The 17985-nt window shown below is 65.2% G+C and carries 15 protein-coding genes; 13 read left to right on the plus strand and 2 right to left on the minus strand.

All coding sequences use genetic code 11. The features are described from left to right. From GTP77_RS26400 to GTP77_RS26460, 13 genes are all read left to right on the plus strand, one after another. A partial coding sequence (locus tag GTP77_RS26400; RefSeq protein WP_161075141.1) for a DUF4115 domain-containing protein occupies positions 1 to 294 on the plus strand: 294 nt, incomplete at its 5' end. A 28-nt stretch (positions 295 to 322) separates the two neighbouring features. Continuing rightward, positions 323 to 1582, plus strand: coding sequence for a flavodoxin-dependent (E)-4-hydroxy-3-methylbut-2-enyl-diphosphate synthase (gene ispG / locus GTP77_RS26405; protein ID WP_161075142.1), 1260 nt, complete (start codon positions 323 to 325; stop codon positions 1580 to 1582). Further along, positions 1575 to 2933 carry a histidine--tRNA ligase gene (gene hisS / locus GTP77_RS26410; RefSeq protein ID WP_161075143.1) on the plus strand — a complete coding sequence of 453 codons (1359 nt, stop codon included), beginning with the start codon at positions 1575 to 1577 and terminating at the stop codon, positions 2931 to 2933. The genes ispG and hisS overlap by 8 nt, the downstream gene beginning before the upstream one ends. 33 nt (positions 2934 to 2966) lie before the next feature. Further along, positions 2967 to 3623, plus strand: coding sequence for a YfgM family protein (locus tag GTP77_RS26415; RefSeq protein WP_161075144.1), 657 nt, complete (start codon positions 2967 to 2969; stop codon positions 3621 to 3623). An 84-nt stretch (positions 3624 to 3707) separates the two neighbouring features. Further along, positions 3708 to 4865 (plus strand): outer membrane protein assembly factor BamB, encoded by a 1158-nt coding sequence (gene bamB / locus GTP77_RS26420; protein WP_161075145.1) that lies wholly within the window; start codon positions 3708 to 3710, stop codon positions 4863 to 4865. A 4-nt stretch (positions 4866 to 4869) separates the two neighbouring features. Beyond that, positions 4870 to 6213, plus strand: a complete 1344-nt coding sequence (gene der / locus GTP77_RS26425; protein ID WP_161075146.1) for a ribosome biogenesis GTPase Der — start codon at positions 4870 to 4872, stop codon at positions 6211 to 6213. Positions 6214 to 6387: 174 nt separating this feature from the next. Then, on the plus strand, positions 6388 to 6624 hold the full coding sequence (gene hfq, locus GTP77_RS26430) for an RNA chaperone Hfq (protein WP_008450615.1): 237 nt from the start codon (positions 6388 to 6390) through the stop codon (positions 6622 to 6624). A gap of 44 nt (positions 6625 to 6668) precedes the next feature. After that, positions 6669 to 7850 (plus strand): GTPase HflX, encoded by a 1182-nt coding sequence (hflX, locus tag GTP77_RS26435; protein ID WP_161075147.1) that lies wholly within the window; start codon positions 6669 to 6671, stop codon positions 7848 to 7850. A gap of 1 nt (position 7851) precedes the next feature. Beyond that, positions 7852 to 9147 (plus strand): FtsH protease activity modulator HflK, encoded by a 1296-nt coding sequence (gene hflK, locus GTP77_RS26440; RefSeq protein ID WP_161075148.1) that lies wholly within the window; start codon positions 7852 to 7854, stop codon positions 9145 to 9147. Continuing rightward, on the plus strand, positions 9147 to 10028 hold the full coding sequence (gene hflC, locus GTP77_RS26445) for a protease modulator HflC (protein ID WP_161075149.1): 882 nt from the start codon (positions 9147 to 9149) through the stop codon (positions 10026 to 10028). The genes hflK and hflC overlap by 1 nt, the downstream gene beginning before the upstream one ends. 229 nt (positions 10029 to 10257) lie before the next feature. After that, positions 10258 to 11427, plus strand: coding sequence for an ATP phosphoribosyltransferase regulatory subunit (locus tag GTP77_RS26450; protein WP_161075150.1), 1170 nt, complete (start codon positions 10258 to 10260; stop codon positions 11425 to 11427). A 4-nt stretch (positions 11428 to 11431) separates the two neighbouring features. Beyond that, entirely contained in the window at positions 11432 to 12745 is a 1314-nt protein-coding gene (locus tag GTP77_RS26455) for an adenylosuccinate synthase (RefSeq protein ID WP_161075151.1), read from the plus strand. Between the two features lie 14 nt (positions 12746 to 12759). Continuing rightward, positions 12760 to 13305 carry a phosphoribosyltransferase gene (locus GTP77_RS26460; RefSeq protein WP_161075152.1) on the plus strand — a complete coding sequence of 182 codons (546 nt, stop codon included), beginning with the start codon at positions 12760 to 12762 and terminating at the stop codon, positions 13303 to 13305. Positions 13306 to 13588: 283 nt separating this feature from the next. On the opposite strand, the gene GTP77_RS26465 is transcribed toward GTP77_RS26460, so the two are convergent. Both GTP77_RS26465 and GTP77_RS26470 read right to left on the minus strand, forming a co-directional pair. After that, positions 13589 to 16747: an efflux RND transporter permease subunit gene (locus tag GTP77_RS26465; protein WP_161075153.1), complete on the minus strand. Its 3159-nt coding sequence runs from the start codon at positions 16745 to 16747 to the stop codon at positions 13589 to 13591. Positions 16748 to 16764: 17 nt separating this feature from the next. Next, positions 16765 to 17979, minus strand: coding sequence for an efflux RND transporter periplasmic adaptor subunit (locus GTP77_RS26470; RefSeq protein WP_161075154.1), 1215 nt, complete (start codon positions 17977 to 17979; stop codon positions 16765 to 16767). Positions 17980 to 17985: the final 6 nt, after the last annotated feature.

The raw sequence follows: 17985 nt of genomic DNA on the forward strand, positions 1-17985 counted from the left end.
GCGCCAGCCCCGGCAGCGCCCGCTCCGGCCGCCGCCGCGCCAGCCGCCGCAACCGGCCCGGCCACGCTGGTGCTGAAGTTTACCGACGACTCGTGGGTGGAAATCCGCCGTCCCGGCAAGCCGTCGCTGATCGCCCGCCTGGTCAAGGGCGGCAGCACGGAACAGTTCGAGATCAACGACGCCGCGCTGCTCATCGTAGGCAAGCCCGGCCACGTGCAGGCCACCTTGCGCGGCCAGCCTTTGGCGCTGCCGGAAGTGCCAGGCGGTACAATTGCACGCGTGAATATTAAATAAGTATCAAGCAATCAAGATGGACGTTCCGATGACGAACACCGCAATCCCTTCCGGCCCGCAAGCGCGCCGTGGCAGCCGCAGCGTGCTGGTGGCGCATGGCGACCGCAAGATCTGGGTCGGCGGCGACGCGCCCGTGGTGGTGCAGTCGATGACCAATACCGACACGGCCGACGCCGTGGCGACCGCCATCCAGATCAAGGAACTGGCGCGCGCCGGTTCCGAACTGGTGCGCCTGACGGTGGACCGCCCGGAGGCGGCCGCCGCCGTGCCCTATATCCGCGACCAGCTGGACAAGATGGGCATCGACGTGCCGCTGGTGGGCGACTTCCACTACAACGGCCACACGCTGCTGACCGACTACCCGGACTGCGCCCAGGCGCTGTCCAAGTACCGCATCAACCCCGGCAACGTGGGCAAGGGCGCCAAGCGCGACACGCAGTTCGCCCAGATGATCGAAGTGGCCGTCAAGCACGACAAGCCGGTGCGCATCGGCGTCAACTGGGGCAGCCTGGACCAGGCGCTGCTGGCGCGCATCATGGACGAGAACGCCGCGCGCGCGAACCCGTGGAGCGCGCAAGCCGTCATGTACGAAGCGCTGATCACGTCCGCGATTGAAAACGCGGTGCGCGCCGAGGAACTCGGCATGGGCCGCGACAAGATTATCCTGTCCTGCAAAGTCTCCGGCGTGCAGGACCTGATCGCCGTGTACCGCGAACTGGGCAAGCGCTGCGACTATCCGCTGCACCTGGGCCTGACCGAAGCGGGCATGGGCAGCAAGGGCATCGTGGCCTCGACCGCCGCGCTGTCGGTGCTGCTGCAGGAAGGCATAGGCGATACCATCCGCATTTCGCTGACCCCGGAACCGGGCGGCGACCGCACCAAGGAAGTGGTGGTGGGGCAGGAGATCCTGCAAACCATGGGCCTGCGCAAATTCACGCCGATGGTGATCGCGTGCCCTGGCTGCGGCCGCACCACGTCCACCACCTTCCAGGAGCTGGCGGACGACATCCAGACCTATCTGCGCGACTCCATGCCGGAATGGAAGCAAAGCTACCCCGGCGTGGAAGCGATGAACGTGGCCGTCATGGGCTGCATCGTCAACGGCCCCGGCGAGTCCAAGCACGCCAACATCGGCATCAGCCTGCCCGGCACCGGCGAATCGCCGGCCGCGCCGGTGTTTGTCGACGGCCAGAAATTCGCCACCTTGCGCGGCGACAATATCGTCCAGGAATTCCAGGCCATCGTGCTGGATTACGTTAAAAAGAACTACGGCAAAGCATATGTCTGACAATAAAAAAGCTGAAAAAATCACCGCAATTAAAGGGATGAACGACCTGCTGCCGCAGGACGCGCACCTGTGGGAACTGTTCGAGAACACTGCGCAATCCGTGGTGCAAAGCTACGGCTTCCAGCAGATCCGCACGCCCATCGTCGAGAACACCAGCCTGTTCGCGCGCGCCATCGGCGCCGTCACCGACATCGTCGAGAAGGAAATGTACTCCTTCACCGATTCCATGAACGGCGACGCGCTGACCCTGCGTCCTGAAGGCACGGCCGGCGTGGTGCGTTCCGTGATCGAGAACAACCTGGTGTACGAAGGCCCGAAACGCCTGTGGTACAAAGGCCAGATGTTCCGCCACGAGAAACCGCAGCGCGGCCGCTATCGCCAGTTCCACCAGTTCGGCTGCGAGGCCGTGGGCTTCACCGGCCCGGACGTGGACGCCGAAATGATCATGATGTGCCGCCGCCTGTGGGATGACCTGGGCCTGGAAAACATCCGCCTGGAACTGAACTCCATCGGCGACGCCGACGAGCGCGCCAAGCACCGCGTGGACCTGATCGCCTACCTGGAATCGCACAGCGAGCTGCTGGACGCCGAAGCCCAGCGCCGCCTGCACACCAATCCGCTGCGCATCCTGGACACCAAGAACCCGGCCATGCAGGAGCTGGTCAACAACGCGCCCAAGCTGCTGGACTACCTGGGCGAAGGCTCGCTGGCGCACTTCAACGGCGTGCAGAAGATCCTGAACCACAACAACATCCCGTTCACCATCAACACCCGCCTGGTGCGCGGCCTGGACTACTACAACCGCACCGTGTTCGAGTGGGTGACGGACGAGCTGGGCACGCAAGGCACCGTTTGCGCCGGCGGCCGCTACGATCCGCTGTTCGAAACCTTCGGCGGCAAGCCGACCCCGGCGGTGGGCTTCGCCATGGGCATCGAGCGCCTGGTGGAACTGATGAAATCGGCCGGCGAGCCTGCCGACCCTAACCAGTGCGACGTGTACATGGTGCACCAGGGCGAAGAAGCGCAGATGCAGGCCTTCGTGCTGGCCGAGCGCCTGCGCGACGCCGGCCTGGACGTGGTGCTGCACTGCGCAGCGCTGAGCGGCGCCGGCTCTTTCAAGAGCCAGATGAAAAAGGCCGACGGCAGCGGCGCTTCCTTCGCCGTCATCATCGGCGAATCCGAAGTGGCCAGCGCCACGGCCAATGTGAAGGCCATGCGCGGCGAAGAAGGCGAGCACCAGCAAGCCACCGTGGCGTTTGACAGCGTGGTCGACTACATCGTGGACCACATCACGGGCGATGGTGAGGAGCACCACCATTTCCACGTGCATGACGAAAACTGCAAGCATTAATATCAACCCTTAACCAGAGCACAGAGTAATTTCATGGCATACGATCTCGAAGAACAAGAACAGCTAGCTAACTTCAAAGCCTGGTGGGCCAAGTACGGCAACCTGACGTCGTGGGTACTGATCGCGGGCCTGGCGGCCTATTCCGGCTGGAACGGCTGGAACTACTACCAGCGCGACCAGGCCGCATCGGCCTCGGCGCTGTACGACGAACTGCAGACCGCCATCGCGGCCAAGGACGCGGCCAAGGTGCAGCGCGCCACGGCCGACATGGAAACCAAGTTCGCCAGCACCTCCTACGCCGCCATGACGGCGCTGGCGTCGGCCAAGCAAGCCTTCGAGGCGAATGACCTGAAAACCGCGAAAGCCCAGCTGAACTGGGCCATCGAGCACGGCAACGACGAATACAAAGCCATCGCGCGCGTGCGCCTGGCCGGCGTGCTGCTGGACGAAAAAGCCTACGACGAGGCGCTGAAGGTGCTGGCCGTGGCGGTGCCCAAGCAGTTCGAAGGCGCCGTGGCGGACCGCAAGGGCGACGTGCTGGCCGCGCAGAACAAGCTGGCCGAAGCGCGCACCGCCTACCTGGCCGCGCTGAACGCCACCGACAAGAAAACCCCGGGCCGCCAGCTGATCCAGCTCAAGCTCGAAGCCATCGGCGGCACCGTGCCAGCCGAACCCAAGGCCGCAGCTTAAGAACGAAAAATCGGAGCGTAGGGCGGGTTAGGCGCGCCGCGCCGTAACCCGCCGCGCCGTCGCAATGCATGCTTAAGGATATTTATGCGTATTACCGGTAAAGTAGTTGGCGTAAGCCTGCTGGCCCTGGCCGCAGGTTGCAGCACCTTGGACAAGATCAATCCTTTCGCCAGCGAGCCTAAGGACAAGCCCGCCGCGCTGGTGGAACTGAAAAGCAGCCTGGCCGTGAAGACCGCCTGGAAATACTCGCTCGGCAAGTCCGGCGCGTACAACTTCAGCCCGGCCGCCGCCGCCGGCAGCGTCTTCGTGGCCGACGCGGACGGCGCCCTGGCGCGCCTGGACGCGGCCAGCGGCAAGCAACTGTGGCGCGTCAAGGCCGGCAGCGACCTGACCGCCGGCGTGGGCGTGAGCCCGAACGGCGAAGTGGTGGTGGTGGGCGGCCTCAAGGGCAACATCATCGCCTTCGACGGCAATGGCAAGGAACTGTGGAAGGCGCAGGCCTCGAGCGAGGTGCTGTCCTCGCCGGTGGCGGCGGACGACGTCGTCATCGTGCGCTCGGTGGACAACCGCATCACGGCCTTCGAAGCCAAGACCGGCGCCAAGCGCTGGTCCGTGCTGCGCACCACCCCGGCCCTGACCCTGCGCAATGCGCCGGGCATGGTCATCAGCGGCGCCAACGTCTACGTCGGCCAGCCCGGCGGCAAGCTGCTGGCGCTGACGCTGGCCACCGGCGTGCCGCGCTTCGAAGTGTCGGTGGGCGAGCCGAAGGGCGCCACCGAACTGGAGCGCGTGGCCGACGTGGCCGGCACCCCGGTGGTGTTCGAGAAAGATATCTGCGCGGTGACCTACCAGGGCCGCGTGGGCTGCTTTGACCTGGCCGGCGGCCAGGCGCGCTGGACCAAGGAAGTGTCTTCCGATGTCGGCGTGGCGGTGGACCAGCGTTTCGTGTTCACCGCGGACGAGAAGGGCGCCGTGGCGGCCTTCTCCCGCGAAGGCGGACAGAGTGCCTGGAAAAGCGACAAGCTGGCCTTCCGCCGCCTGTCCACGCCCGCATCTTTCGGCCGCAGCGTAGCCGTGGGCGACTTCCAGGGCCACATTCACTTCCTGTCGCGCGAAGATGGCGCACTAATAGCCCGGGTCAGCACCGACGGCACGGCGATACAATCGTCGCCCGTCATCGCTGGCTCGAATTTGATTTTCCAAACCCAATCAGGGACAGTGACCGCGTTAGCGGTCGAGTAATACAATGAAGCCGGTTATAGCACTCGTAGGTCGACCCAATGTCGGGAAATCGACCTTATTCAATCGTCTGACCCGCTCGCGCGACGCGCTGGTGGCGGACTTGCCAGGCCTGACGCGCGATCGCCATTACGGCGAAGGCCGCCTCGGCGAACGCCCCTTCCTGGTGGTGGACACCGGCGGTTTCGAGCCGGTCGCCAAGGAAGGCATCATGTTCCAGATGGCGCTGCAGACCAAGCAGGCCGTCGCGGAGGCGGACATCGTGGTGTTCCTGGTCGACGGCCGCCAAGGCCTGACGCCGCATGACAAGACCATCACCGACTTCCTGCGCAAGACCGGCCGCCCCGTGCTGCTGGTGGTCAACAAGTCGGAAGGCATGCGCTACACCGCCGTGGTGTCCGACTTCTACGAGCTGGGCATGGGCGATCCCTATGTGATCTCGGCCGCCCACGGCGACGGCGTGCATGACCTGGTGGAAGAAGCGCTGGACAAGGCCTTCCAGCAGCGTCCGGAAGACGCCGAGGAGCTGGCTCCGGCCGAGCGCGGCGTGAAGATCGCGCTGGTGGGCCGCCCCAACGTGGGCAAGTCCACGCTGATCAACACCCTGCTGGGCGAAGAGCGCGTGATCGCCTTCGACATGCCGGGCACCACCCGCGACTCGATCGAGATTCCCTTCGAGCGCGACGGCAAGCAGTACACGCTGATCGACACGGCCGGTATCCGCCGCCGCGGCCGCGTGTTCGAAGCCATCGAGAAATTCTCGGTGGTCAAGACCCTGCAGTCGATTTCGGAAGCCAACGTCGTGATCCTGATGCTGGACGCCCAGCAGGACATCTCCGAGCAGGACGCCCACATCGCCGGCTTCGTGCTGGAAACCGGCCGCGCGCTGGTGGTGGCCGTCAACAAGTGGGACGGCCTGCAGTCGGACGACCGCGACGAGATCAAGATCGACCTGGACCGCAAGCTGGACTTCCTGGGCTTCGCCAAGATGCACTTCATTTCCGCGCTGAAGGCCTCCGGCATCGGCCCGCTGATGAAGTCGGTGGACCAGGCTTACGCCGCCGCCATGGCCGACCTGTCGACGCCCAAGCTGACCCGCGCGCTGCAGGAAGCGGTGGAGAAGCAGGAACCGAAGCGCAAGGGCTCCATCCGTCCTAAGATGCGCTATGCGCACCAGGGCGGCATGAACCCGCCGGTGATCGTTATCCACGGCAATTCCCTGGACGCGGTGTCCGACCCGTACAAGCGTTATCTGGAAAAGCATTTCCGCGACACGTTCAACCTGGTTGGCACGCCGCTGCGCATTGAACTGCGCACCGGTAAAAACCCGTTCGACAAGCGCGTAAAATAAACCCTGATAACGAGCTTAAGATTGACATTCCTGTACGCTACGCACTGCACGAATGTCAAAAACAGGTTACAGTAGCTTGGCAGCATCATTCTCCAGGCAGAGAATGGTGCTGGGCACTTGAAATACAGCGAGTCGCCTCCAATTCTTACACAACAACACAAAAACGGAGCTGTTATGAGCAACAAAGGGCAACTGTTACAAGACCCATTCCTGAACGCACTGCGCAAGGAACACGTTCCTGTCTCGATCTACCTGGTCAACGGCATCAAGCTGCAGGGCCATATCGAGTCGTTCGACCAATACGTGGTATTGCTGCGCAATACCGTGACCCAGATGGTGTACAAGCACGCCATTTCGACCGTGGTGCCGGCCCGCGCCGTGAACCTGAACATCGAATCCGAAGCGGAATAATCATTGAGCTTTAATCTTCGCCTCCCACCTTGCCTGGCGGTCGCATGCGCGCAGCTTTAGTCGGGGTAGACTTCGGTCAGGGCGATTTTGCCGCCAGCGTCGAGGAACTGATGCTGCTTGCCCGCTCGGCGGGAGCAGACCCGGTCACCACGATTACCGGCAAACGCTCCAGTCCGGACGCGGCTTATTTCGTCGGCAGCGGCAAGGCCGACGAGATCGGCTTGGCCGTCCAGGATCTCAAGCTTGAGATCGTCATTTTCAATCACGCCCTGTCTCCCGCGCAGCAGCGCAACCTGGAAAAGCGCCTGCAAGTGCGCGTGCTCGACCGTACCAGCCTGATCCTCGACATCTTCGCGCAGCGCGCGCAGAGCCACGAGGGCAAGCTGCAGGTGGAACTGGCGCAGCTGCAGCACCTGGCCACGCGATTGATCCGCGGCTGGACCCACCTGGAACGGCAAAAGGGCGGTATCGGCCTGCGCGGCCCCGGTGAAACCCAGCTCGAGACCGACCGCCGCCTGATCGGCGAGCGCGTCAAGGCGCTGCGCGCGCGCCTGGCCAAGCTGCGCAAGCAGCACGAGACCCAGCGCCGTTCGCGCGGCCGCAGCCAGACCTTCTCCGTGTCCCTGGTCGGCTATACCAATGCCGGCAAGTCCACGCTGTTCAACGCCATGACCAAGGCCGGCGTCTACGTGGCCGACCAGCTGTTCGCCACGCTGGACACCACTTCGCGCCGCGTCTACATGGGCGAGGAAGTGGGCAATGTGGTGATTTCGGACACGGTTGGTTTCGTGCGGGAACTGCCGCACCAGCTGGTGGCGGCATTCCGCGCCACGCTGGAGGAAACCATTCACGCCGACCTGCTGCTGCACGTGGTGGACGCCGCCAGTCCGGTGCGCATGGAGCAGATCGAGCAGGTGAACCTGGTGCTGCGCGAAATCGGCGCCGACCATATTCCGCAGATCCTGGTGTGGAACAAGATCGACGCGGCCGGCCTGGAGCCGGCGGTCGAGCGTGATGAATATGATAAAATTTCTCGCGTTTTCACCAGTGCACGCACCGGCGCAGGCCTGGACCTGCTGCGCAGTGCCATCACTGAAGCGGCCAAGGCCGCACCCGGCAAGGCTTATCTGTACCAGGCGCCCGAGGAAGACGAGGATCTGCTGGATGTAGACGGCGACTCCGAATCCGAAGGCCATTCCACTTCCACCCAAGTTGGATCTCATTAGCATGCCTTTCTCCTCCTTAAAAAAAAGAATAGGCTTGAAGCTGAACTTGAACGACCCTCGCTGGGGGGCGGACAAGAAGGACGGCAACAAGCAGGCCCAAGAAGGCAAGAAACCCGGTGAAGGTCCGCCGGACCTGGACCAGCTGTGGCGCGATTTCAATCAGCGCCTGAACGGCTTGTTTGGCCAGAAACGGAATAACAACGGCGGCAGCGGCGGTGGCGGCGGCAGTGGCGGCGACATGCGCGGCGCCGGCTTCACCGTGGGCGCGGTCGGCGCGATCGCCGCGCTGGTGTGGCTGGCCAGCGGCGCCTTTATCGTGCAGGAAGGCCAGACCGGGGTGGTGTTCACCTTCGGCAAGGTCTCGCACGTCACGCCTGCCGGCCTGAACTGGCGCTGGCCTTATCCCTTCCAGAGCGACGTCACCGTCAACGTGTCGCAGGTGCGTACGGTGGAAGTGGGCTACCGCAACAACGTCAAGAACAAGCAGCCGCGCGAGTCGCTGATGCTGACCGACGACGAAAACATTATCGACATCCAGTTCGCCGTGCAGTACACGCTGAAGAACCCGGTGGCCTGGATCACCAGCAACACCAATCCGGAAGAAACCGTGATGCAGGTGGCGGAGACCTCGATCCGCGAAATCGTCGGCAAGAGCAAGATGGACTTCGTGCTGTACGAGGGCCGCGAGAAAGTCGCGTTTGAAACCCAGCAGCTGATGCAGCAGATCCTGGACCGCTACGCCACCGGCGCGCAGATCACCAATGTGACCATGCAGGGCGTGCAGCCGCCGGAGCAGGTGCAAGCCGCCTTCGACGACGCCGTCAAGGCCGGCCAGGACCGCGAACGCCTGAAGAACGAAGGCCAGGCCTACGCCAACAAGGTGATTCCCGAGTCGCGCGGCGCCGCGTCGCGCCTGACCCAGGACGCCGAAGCCTACCGCTCGCAAGTGGTGGAGAACGCCGAAGGTAACGCCTCGCGCTTCAAGTCGGTGCAGGCCGAGTACGCCAAGGCGCCGGGCGTGACCCGCGACCGCATGTACCTCGACACCATGCAGCAGATCTTCTCCAGCACCAGCAAGGTGATGATCGATTCGCGCGCCGGCAACAACCTGCTGTATCTGCCGCTGGATAAACTCATCGCCCAGGCCGCCGCCAGCGACGCCGCCGCGAAAGCGAACGCCACGCCGCCGCCGCCCACCGCCGTGATGCTGCCGTCGGACGGCCTGCCGCCGCCGGAAGTCAGCCGCCCGCGCGACAGCCGTTCGCGCGAGTCCTCACGTGATCGGGAGAGCCGTTAATGAATCGCATAGTTACCATCCTGATCAGTGGCTTCGTCGCCCTGATGCTGTTGTCCTCGACCGTGTTCGTGGTCGACCAGCGCAAGTACGCCATCGTGTTCGCGCTGGGTGAAGTCAAGCAGGTCATCAGCGAGCCCGGCCTGCACTTCAAGCTGCCGCCGCCGTTCCAGAACGTGCTGTACCTGGACAAGCGCATCATGACCATCGATTCGCCGGACGCCGACCGTTTCATCACGGCCGAGAAGATGAACATCCTGGTGGACGCCTTCGTCAAATGGCGCATCGTCGAGCCGCGCCTGTACTTCGTGTCCTTCGGCGGCGATGAAAGCCGTGCGCGCGACCGCATGTCGCAGATCGTGAAAGCGGCGCTGAACGACGAAATCACCAAGCGCACCGTGCGCGAAGTGATTTCCGGCCAGCGCGGCAAGGTCATGGAAGCGATCCGCACCAAGGTCATCGTGGAAGCCAAGCAGATCGGCGTCGAGATCATCGACGTGCGCCTGAAACGCGTGGACTACGTGGAGCAGATCAACAACTCCGTGTACGAGCGCATGAAGGCCGAGCGCGTGCGCGTGGCCAACGAACTGCGCTCCACCGGTACCGCCGACTCGGAGAAGATCCGCGCCGACGCAGACCGCCAGCGCACCGTGATCCTGGCCGAAGCCTACCGCGCCGCCGAGACCATCAAGGGCGAGGGCGACGCCAAGGCCAGCCAGATCTACGCCGACGCCTTCGGCCGCAATCCGGAGTTCTACAAGTTCTACCGCAGCCTGACCGCCTACCGCGAATCGTTCAAGAATCGCAGCGACGTGCTGGTGCTGGACCCGAACTCGGAGTTCTTCAAGTACTTCAAGGGCGCCGGCAGCGACGGCAAGAAGTAAGTCGCCGGCGGCGCTGGCGGGTTACGCGGCTGCGCCGCTAACCCGCCCTACGCGTTCCCGCCATACTCCGCCGCACCCTGGCGGATCCCCCGAATTCCCCCTCCCGACCAGCTTTTATTTCCATCCGTCCGCATTTTCGCGTAAAATATGCGGTTCGGCCCTCCGATTGCCGTGTGCGTCCTGTGGGCGCATGATCGATATCTCAACAACACCGTTGCCGGTTTTCCCCATGCCGAATTGGCTATTGCCCGAACATATTGCGGACGTACTGCCGTCCGAAGCGCGCAAGATTGAAGAATTGCGCCGCCTGATGCTGGATAACTTCCGGCTGTATGGCTACGAACTCGTGATGCCGCCGCTGCTGGAGTACGTCGAGTCCCTGATGACCGGCGCCGGCCAGGACACCGAGCTGCGCACCTTCAAGCTGGTGGACCAGATCTCCGGCCGCATGCTGGGCCTGCGCGCCGACATGACCACGCAAGTGGCCCGTATCGACGCCCACCTGCTCAACCGCGCCACCGTCACCCGCCTGTGCTACGCCGGCAGCGTGCTGCATACCCGTCCGTCGGGCCTGCACACCACCCGCGAGCCGCTGCAGATCGGCGCCGAAATCTACGGCCACGCCGGCCTGGAAGCGGACGCCGAGATCCAGGAACTGGCGCTGGCCTCCCTGGCGCTGGCCGGCTTCACCGACGTGCGCCTGGACCTGTCCCACGTGGGCGTGCTGCGCGCCATCCTGGCCGAGGACGCCAACGCGGCCAAGGACGAAGCGGCGCTGTACCTGCTGCTGCGCGCCAAGGACGTGCCGGGCCTGGAAGCCCAGACCGCCCATTACAGCCCGCTGGTGCGCTCCGCGCTGCTGGCCCTGCCGAACCTGTACGGCGACGTGGACGTGCTCAAGCGCGCCCGCGAGGTGCTGCCGGACCTGCCGGGCATCGCCAAGGCGCTGGCCGAGCTGGCCGCGCTGGCCGCGACTGCGGACAATGCCGCCATCGGCCGCGAAGTGGCGGTCGACCTGGCCGACCTGCGCGGCTACCAGTACGAGAGCGGCGCCATGTTCGCCATCTACGTGCCGGGCCTGCCGAACGCGGTGCTGCGCGGCGGCCGTTATGACCACGTTGGCGAAGCGTTTGGCCGGGCGCGTCCCGCCACCGGCTTCTCGATGGATTTGCGCGAACTGGCGCGCCTGCTGCCGACGGCCGAGCGCAAGCACTCGATCCGCGCGCCGTGGGGCAATGCGCCTGAATTGAAAGATAAAATCGCCGAGCTGCGCAAGACCGGCGAAGTGGTGATCCAGAGTCTGCCGGGTCACAGCAATGAACAGGACGAGTTCGAGTGCGACCGCGCGCTGGTGCTCGACGATAGTGGTAGCAACTGGATTCTTAAAAACTTAGGTTAGTACGATGTCGAAAAAAAATATGGCAAAGAACGTGGTTGTCATCGGCACCCAATGGGGCGATGAAGGCAAAGGTAAAATCGTTGATTGGCTGACTGATCACGCCCAGGGCGTGGTGCGTTTCCAGGGCGGCCACAACGCCGGCCACACGCTGGTCATCGGCGGCGTGAAGACTGCGCTGCAGCTGATCCCGTCGGGCATCATGCGTCCAGGCGTGGCCTGCTACATCGGCAACGGTGTGGTGGTGTCGGTGCCGGACGTGCTGCGCGAAATCGACAAGCTGGAAGCGGTCGGCGTGGAAGTGGCTTCGCGCCTGAAGATCTCCGAGGCTTGCCCGGTCATCTTCCCGTACCACAGCGCGCTGGACGCGGCCCGCGAAGCGGCCCGCGGCGCCGCCAAGATCGGCACCACCGGCAAGGGCATCGGCCCGGCCTACGAAGACAAGGTGGCGCGCCGCGCCATCCGCATCGCCGACCTGCTGAACGAAGAACGCCTGGCTGAAAAACTGCGCGAAAACCTGGACTACCACAACTTCGTGCTGGAAAACTACCTGAAGGCTCCGAAGGTCGACTACCAGAAGACCCTGGACGACGCGCTGGCCTACGTGCCGCGCCTGCGCCCCATGGTGACCGACGTGTCGAGCGCCCTGTACGCCGCGCACAAGGCCGGCGGCAACCTGCTGTTCGAAGGCGCGCAAGGCTCGCTGCTGGACGTGGACCACGGCACCTACCCGTTCGTCACCTCGTCGAACTGCGTGGCCGGTAACGCCGCCGCCGGCGCCGGCGTCGGTCCTGGCATGCTGCACTACATCCTGGGCATCACCAAGGCCTACACCACCCGCGTCGGCTCCGGCCCGTTCCCTTCGGAACTGCCTACCGATGCCGGCGTTGGCCACCACCTGTCGTCGGTCGGCCACGAGTTCGGCACCGTGACGGGCCGCGCCCGCCGCTGCGGCTGGTTCGACGCCGCGCTGCTGCGCCGCTCGGTCCAGATCAACGGCGTGTCCGGCATGTGCATCACCAAGCTGGACGTCATGGACGGCCTGGAAACCATCAAAATCTGCACCAGCTACACGCTGGACGGCCGCACCGTGGACATCTTCCCGGTCGGCGCAGAGGACGCAGGCCGCTGCCAGCCCATCTATGAAGAGATGCCGGGCTGGAGCGAAAGCACTGTCGGCGCTAAATCGCTGGCCGCGCTGCCTGCAAACGCGCGCGCTTATATCAAGCGCATCGAAGAACTGGTTGGCGTGCCAGTGGATATGGTATCGACCGGCCCTGACCGCGAAGAAACCATCGTACTGCGCCATCCTTACGAGTAAGAAGGATAGAACAAATGAGCACCCCTCAATCCGATGACAAGCACCTGTGGGTGTCCTGGGATGAATACCACCGCCTGATCGAGCGCCTGGCGCTCAAGGTGCATGAATCGGGCTGGAAGTTCGACATGGTCCTGTGCCTGGCGCGCGGCGGCGTGCGTCCCGGCGACGTATTCTCGCGCATTTTCGACGTGCCGCTGGCCATCCTGTCGACCAGTTCCTACCGTGCCGACAAGGGCACCGTGCAGGGTGACCTGGACATCGCCAAGTACATGACGATGACCAAGGGTCCGCTGTCCGGCCGCATCCTGCTGGTCGACGACCTGGCCGATTCGGGCGTCACGCTGATCAAAGTCATGCAGCATTTGAAGGAAAACTTCGAAGGCGTGACCGAGGTGAAATCGGCCGTGATCTGGACCAAGGGCAGCTCGGCGTTCCGTCCGGACTACCAGATGGAAGAACTGCCGCACAACCCATGGATCCACCAGCCGTTCGAAGACTACGACGGCATCCGCCCGCACCAGCTGGCGGCGTGGATCAAGAAAGGCGAAGCGTCGAAGTAAGTTCGATGCGCATCGCAAAGAGCGGCCCGAGGGCCGCTTTTTTTACGCCGCGTATCGGCGGGTTACGCGTCCCGCTAACCCGCCCTACGATACGCCACGTACCACATACCGCATGCAGCGCCGCGCCATACGCGTACCGCATGCAGCATGCAACGCCGTGCCATACGCGTACCGGGTGTCGCACGCAGCGCCGTGTCATACGCGTACCGCGTGCCGCATGCAACGCCGTGTCATACGCGTACCACGTGCCGCATGCAGCGCCGTGTGGTACGCGTAGGGCGGGTTAATGCGCAGCGCGTAACCCGCCATGTGCGAGCCGGTACAGCATCGGCAGCACCAGCATGGTCAGCACGGTGGACGACAGAATCCCGCCGATCACCACCGTGGCCAGCGGCCGCTGCACCTCGGCGCCGGTGCCGGCGGCCAGCGCCATCGGCACGAAGCCCAGTGCGGCCACCAGCGCCGTCATCAGCACCGGCCTTAGCCTGCCCAGCGCGCCTTCCCGTATCGCCTCGTCCAGCGGCCTGCCTTGCTCGCGCAGGCTGCGGATAAATGAAATCAGCACCAGCCCGTTAAGCACTGCCACGCCGGACAGCGCAATAAACCCCACCGCCGCCGATATCGACAGCGGCAATCCGCGCAGCGCCAGCGCCGCGATGCCGCCGGTGAGCGCGAACGGTATGCCGCTGAACACCAGCAGTCCGTCCTTCAGGTTGCCGAACATGGCGAACAGCAGCGCCAGCACCACCAGCAGCGCGGCCGGCACCACCAGCTTCAAGCGGTCCACCGCCGACTGCAACTGCTCGAACTGCCCGCCCCAGGTGATCCAGTAGGCCGGCGGCAGCTTCACCTGCTGCTGTATGGCCTTCTCGGCCGCCGCCACGAACGAGCCGATGTCGCGCCCGCGCACGTTCGCGCTGACCACCACGCGCCGCTTGCCCTGTTCCCGGCTGACCTGGTTCGGCCCCGGCGCCACCTCCAGCGTGGCAACCTCGCCCAGCGGAATGAAGTTGCCCGCGCCAGCCGTGCCGCTGCCCGCCGCGCCGCGCCCATGCGCAGGCAGCGCAATCGGCAGCCGCCGTATCGCATCCAGGTCGCCGCGCATCTGCTCGGGCAAGCGCACCACGATATCGAAGCGCCGGTCGCCCTGGAACACATCGCCCGCCTGCTGCCCGCCCACGGCCGCCGCCAAGGTCTCCTGCACCTCGGCCGAATTGAGGCCGTACCGCGCCAGCCTGGCACGGTCGATATTCACGGTGAGCATAGGCAGGCCGCTGGTCTGCTCGACCTTCACCTCGCTCGCCCCTGCAACCTTCGCCAGCACCGCCGAAATCCGCTCCGCAGTTTCGTTCAGCACCGCCATATCGTCGCCGAACACCTTCACCGCCACGTCGCTGCGCACGCCCGAAATCAGCTCGTTGAAGCGCAGCTGGATAGGCTGCGAGAACTCGTAGCTGTTGCCGGGCAGCTGCTCCACGCTGGCGCGGATGGCCGTCTCCAATTGCTCGCGCGTCTTGCGCGGCTTGGGCCACTGGTCGCGCGGCTTGAACATGATGAAGCCGTCCGCGCTGTTCGGCGGCATGGGATCGGACGCCACCTCCGCCGTGCCTATGCGCGCGAACACGCGTTCAATCTCCGGGAACTCCTGCATCAGCTTGCGTTCCAGTTGCTGCTGCATCGTCACCGACTGCGTCAGGCTGGTGCCGGGAATGCGCAGCGTCTGCAGCGCGATGTCGCCTTCGTCCAGGCTGGGCACGAACTCGCTGCCCATGCGCGAAGCCAGCAGGGCGGACAGCAGGACCGCCACCGCCGCGAAGGCCAGCACCACCGGCTTGTTCGCCAGGGACAGGTCCAGCACCGGCGCGTACCAGCGCGCCGCCGCGCGCATCACGGCATTCTCTTTCTCGCTTACGCGCTCGCCGATGAACAGCGCCACGGCGGCCGGCACAAAGGTCATGGACAGCACCATGGCGCCGAACAGCGCAATCACCACGGTCAGCGCCATGGGGTGGAACATGCGTCCCTCCACGCCGCTGAACGCAAAGATGGGCAGGTACACGGCCATGATGATGAGCTGCCCGAACAGCAGCGGCCTGCGTGCCTCGCGCGCGGCGGCGAACACCTCGTCCATGCGTTCGCTGCGCGTGAGCGGCCGCCCCAGCGCGGCCTGCGCATGCGCCAGCCGCCGCACGCAGTTCTCCACGATGACCACCGCGCCATCGACAATAATGCCGAAGTCCAGCGCGCCCAGGCTGAGCAGGTTGGCGCTCACCTTGTACGAGACCATGCCGGTAAAGGTGAACAGCATGGACAGCGGGATCACCATGGCCGTGATCAGCGCCGCGCGCAGGTTGCCGAGGAAGGCGAACAGCACCGCCACCACCAGCACCGCGCCTTCCAGCAGATTGGTACGCACCGTGGCGATGGCCTTGTCCACCAGCGTGGTGCGGTCGTACACGGTGACCGCGTGCACGCCTGCCGGCAGGCTGCGGTTGATCTGCTCCATGCGCGCATCCACCGCGCGCGAGACGGTGCGGCTGTTCTGGCCTATCAGCATGAACACCGTGCCCAGCACCACCTCGCGGCCGTTCTCGGTGGCGGCGCCAGTGCGCAGCTCGCGGCCTTCCAGCACCTCGCCAATGTCGCGCACGCGCACCGGTATGCCGTCCGCACTGGTGAGCACCACGTTGGCGATATCGTCGCGCGTGGCGAGCTGGCCGGGCACGCGCACCAGCAGCTGCTCGCCGTTGCGCTCTATATAGCCGGCCCCGGTGCTGCCGTTGTTGCGCTCCAGCGCCGCCACCACGTCGCGCACGCCCAGGCCGTAGGAGGCCAGCTTGTCCGGATGCGGCGCCACCTGGTACTCGCGCACATAGCCGCCGATGGAATTGATTTCGGTCACGCCGGGCACGGTGCGCAGCTGCGGCTTGATGATCCAGTCCTGGATGTCGCGCAGGTCGGTCGGCGTGTAGGGCGTGCCGTCGGGCTTCTTTGCGCCTTCCCTGGTCTCCACCGTCCACAGGTAGATTTCACCCAAGCCGGTCGACACGGGGCCGAGCGCGGGGAAGACGTCCCTCGGCAGCCGCGCGCGGACTTCCTGCAGGCGCTCGTTCACCAGCTGGCGGGCAAAGTAGATGTCGGTGCCGTCCTTGAAGGTGACGGTGATCTGCGACAGGCCGTAGCGCGACAGGGAGCGCGTCTGGTCCAGCTGCGGCAGGCCCGCCATCGCCGTCTCCAGCGGCAGCGAGATGCGCTGTTCGGTTTCCAGCGGCGAGTAGCCGGGAGCTGCGGTGTTGATCTGCACCTGCACATTGGTGATGTCGGGGACCGCATCGACGGGCAGGCGCTGGTAGTTGTAGACGCCGAGGATGGCCATGCCCAGCACCAGCAGCATCACCAGCCAGCGCTGCGCGATGGACGCGCGTATCAATCGTTCAAACATGATGGTCGGCCTTCGCGTCAGTGGGCGTGTTCATTGCCGGACTTGCCCAGTTCGGCCTTGATGGCGAAGCTGCCGTCCGCCGCGTACTGCGTGCCCGCAGCGAGGCCGGACAGCACCTCCACCAGCTTGCCGTCGCTGCGGCCCAGCGTGACCGTGCGCGCAGCGAAGCCGGACGGCGTGCGCACGAATACCGCGGCCTTGCCGTCCAGCGTGTGCACCGCGCTGCTGCGTACAGCAACGGCCACCGCCGCCGTCGAGCCGTTGGCAGCAGGCGGGAACACGCTGACGTTGACGAACAGGCCGGGACGCCAGGCGGCGCCGGGATTCTTCAGCCGTATGCGCGCGGTGGCGGCGCGCGTCTGCTCGCCCAGCAGCGCGCCCACGTAGGCCACCGTGCCGATGGCGCTGGCGCCGGACGATACCGACTGCACCGATGCGGGCTGGCCCACGCGCACCGTGTCGAGGTGGGGCGCCGTGACGGCGAATTCCGCCCATACGCTGGACAGGTCTGACAGGGTGAAGATGTTGGCGTCCTCCTTGACCGCTTCCCCTGCTGCGATATGCTTCTCCAGCACGGTGCCGTCGAACGGCGCGCGCACTTCATAGCGGTTCAGCGGGCCGGAGCCGGGCAGGGCGCCTGCGCCCAGCGCGTCCAGCTTCTGCTGCGCATTGCGCGCGGCGATGCCGGCTTCGTTGGCGTGCTGCTGCGCTTGCAGATAGTCCTGCTCGGCCGAGATACGCTCCTCCCACAGCTTGCGCTCGCGCGCCAGCAGCGTTTGCGCCAGCGACTGGCGCTGGCGGGCCGACAGCAGTTCGCTGCGCAGGTCGGACAGTTCGCGGCTGGACAGCACCGCCAGCACCTGCCCCTTTTTCACCTGCTGGCCCAGCTCCGCGTTCACGCTTTCCACCATGCCCGCCAGGCGCGGCACCACGTGCGCGGTGCGGTCGCCGTCGTAGCGGATCTCTCCGGCCAGTGCGATGGCGGGCACAATCGGCGCCGGTCCCGCCGCTGCCAGCGTGATGGCGGCGGTCTTGATTTGTGCCTCGCTGAAGGTGGCTTGCTGCACTTCTTCGGCATGGTCGGCAGGCTCCGCAGCGCCGTGTTTTTCGCCATGAGCAGTTTCCTGCGGCGCGGTTGTCTGCGCGCCGGGGCGCAGTATGAACGCGGCGAGCGCTGCGCCGGACAGCACGATGGCTGCGATGGCGATGGTTTGTTTTTTGGTCGGTTTCATGGCGGT

The sequence above is a fragment of the Pseudoduganella aquatica genome (genome assembly GCF_009857595.1).
Taxonomy (GTDB): Bacteria; Pseudomonadota; Gammaproteobacteria; order Burkholderiales; family Burkholderiaceae_D; genus Rugamonas; species Rugamonas aquatica_A.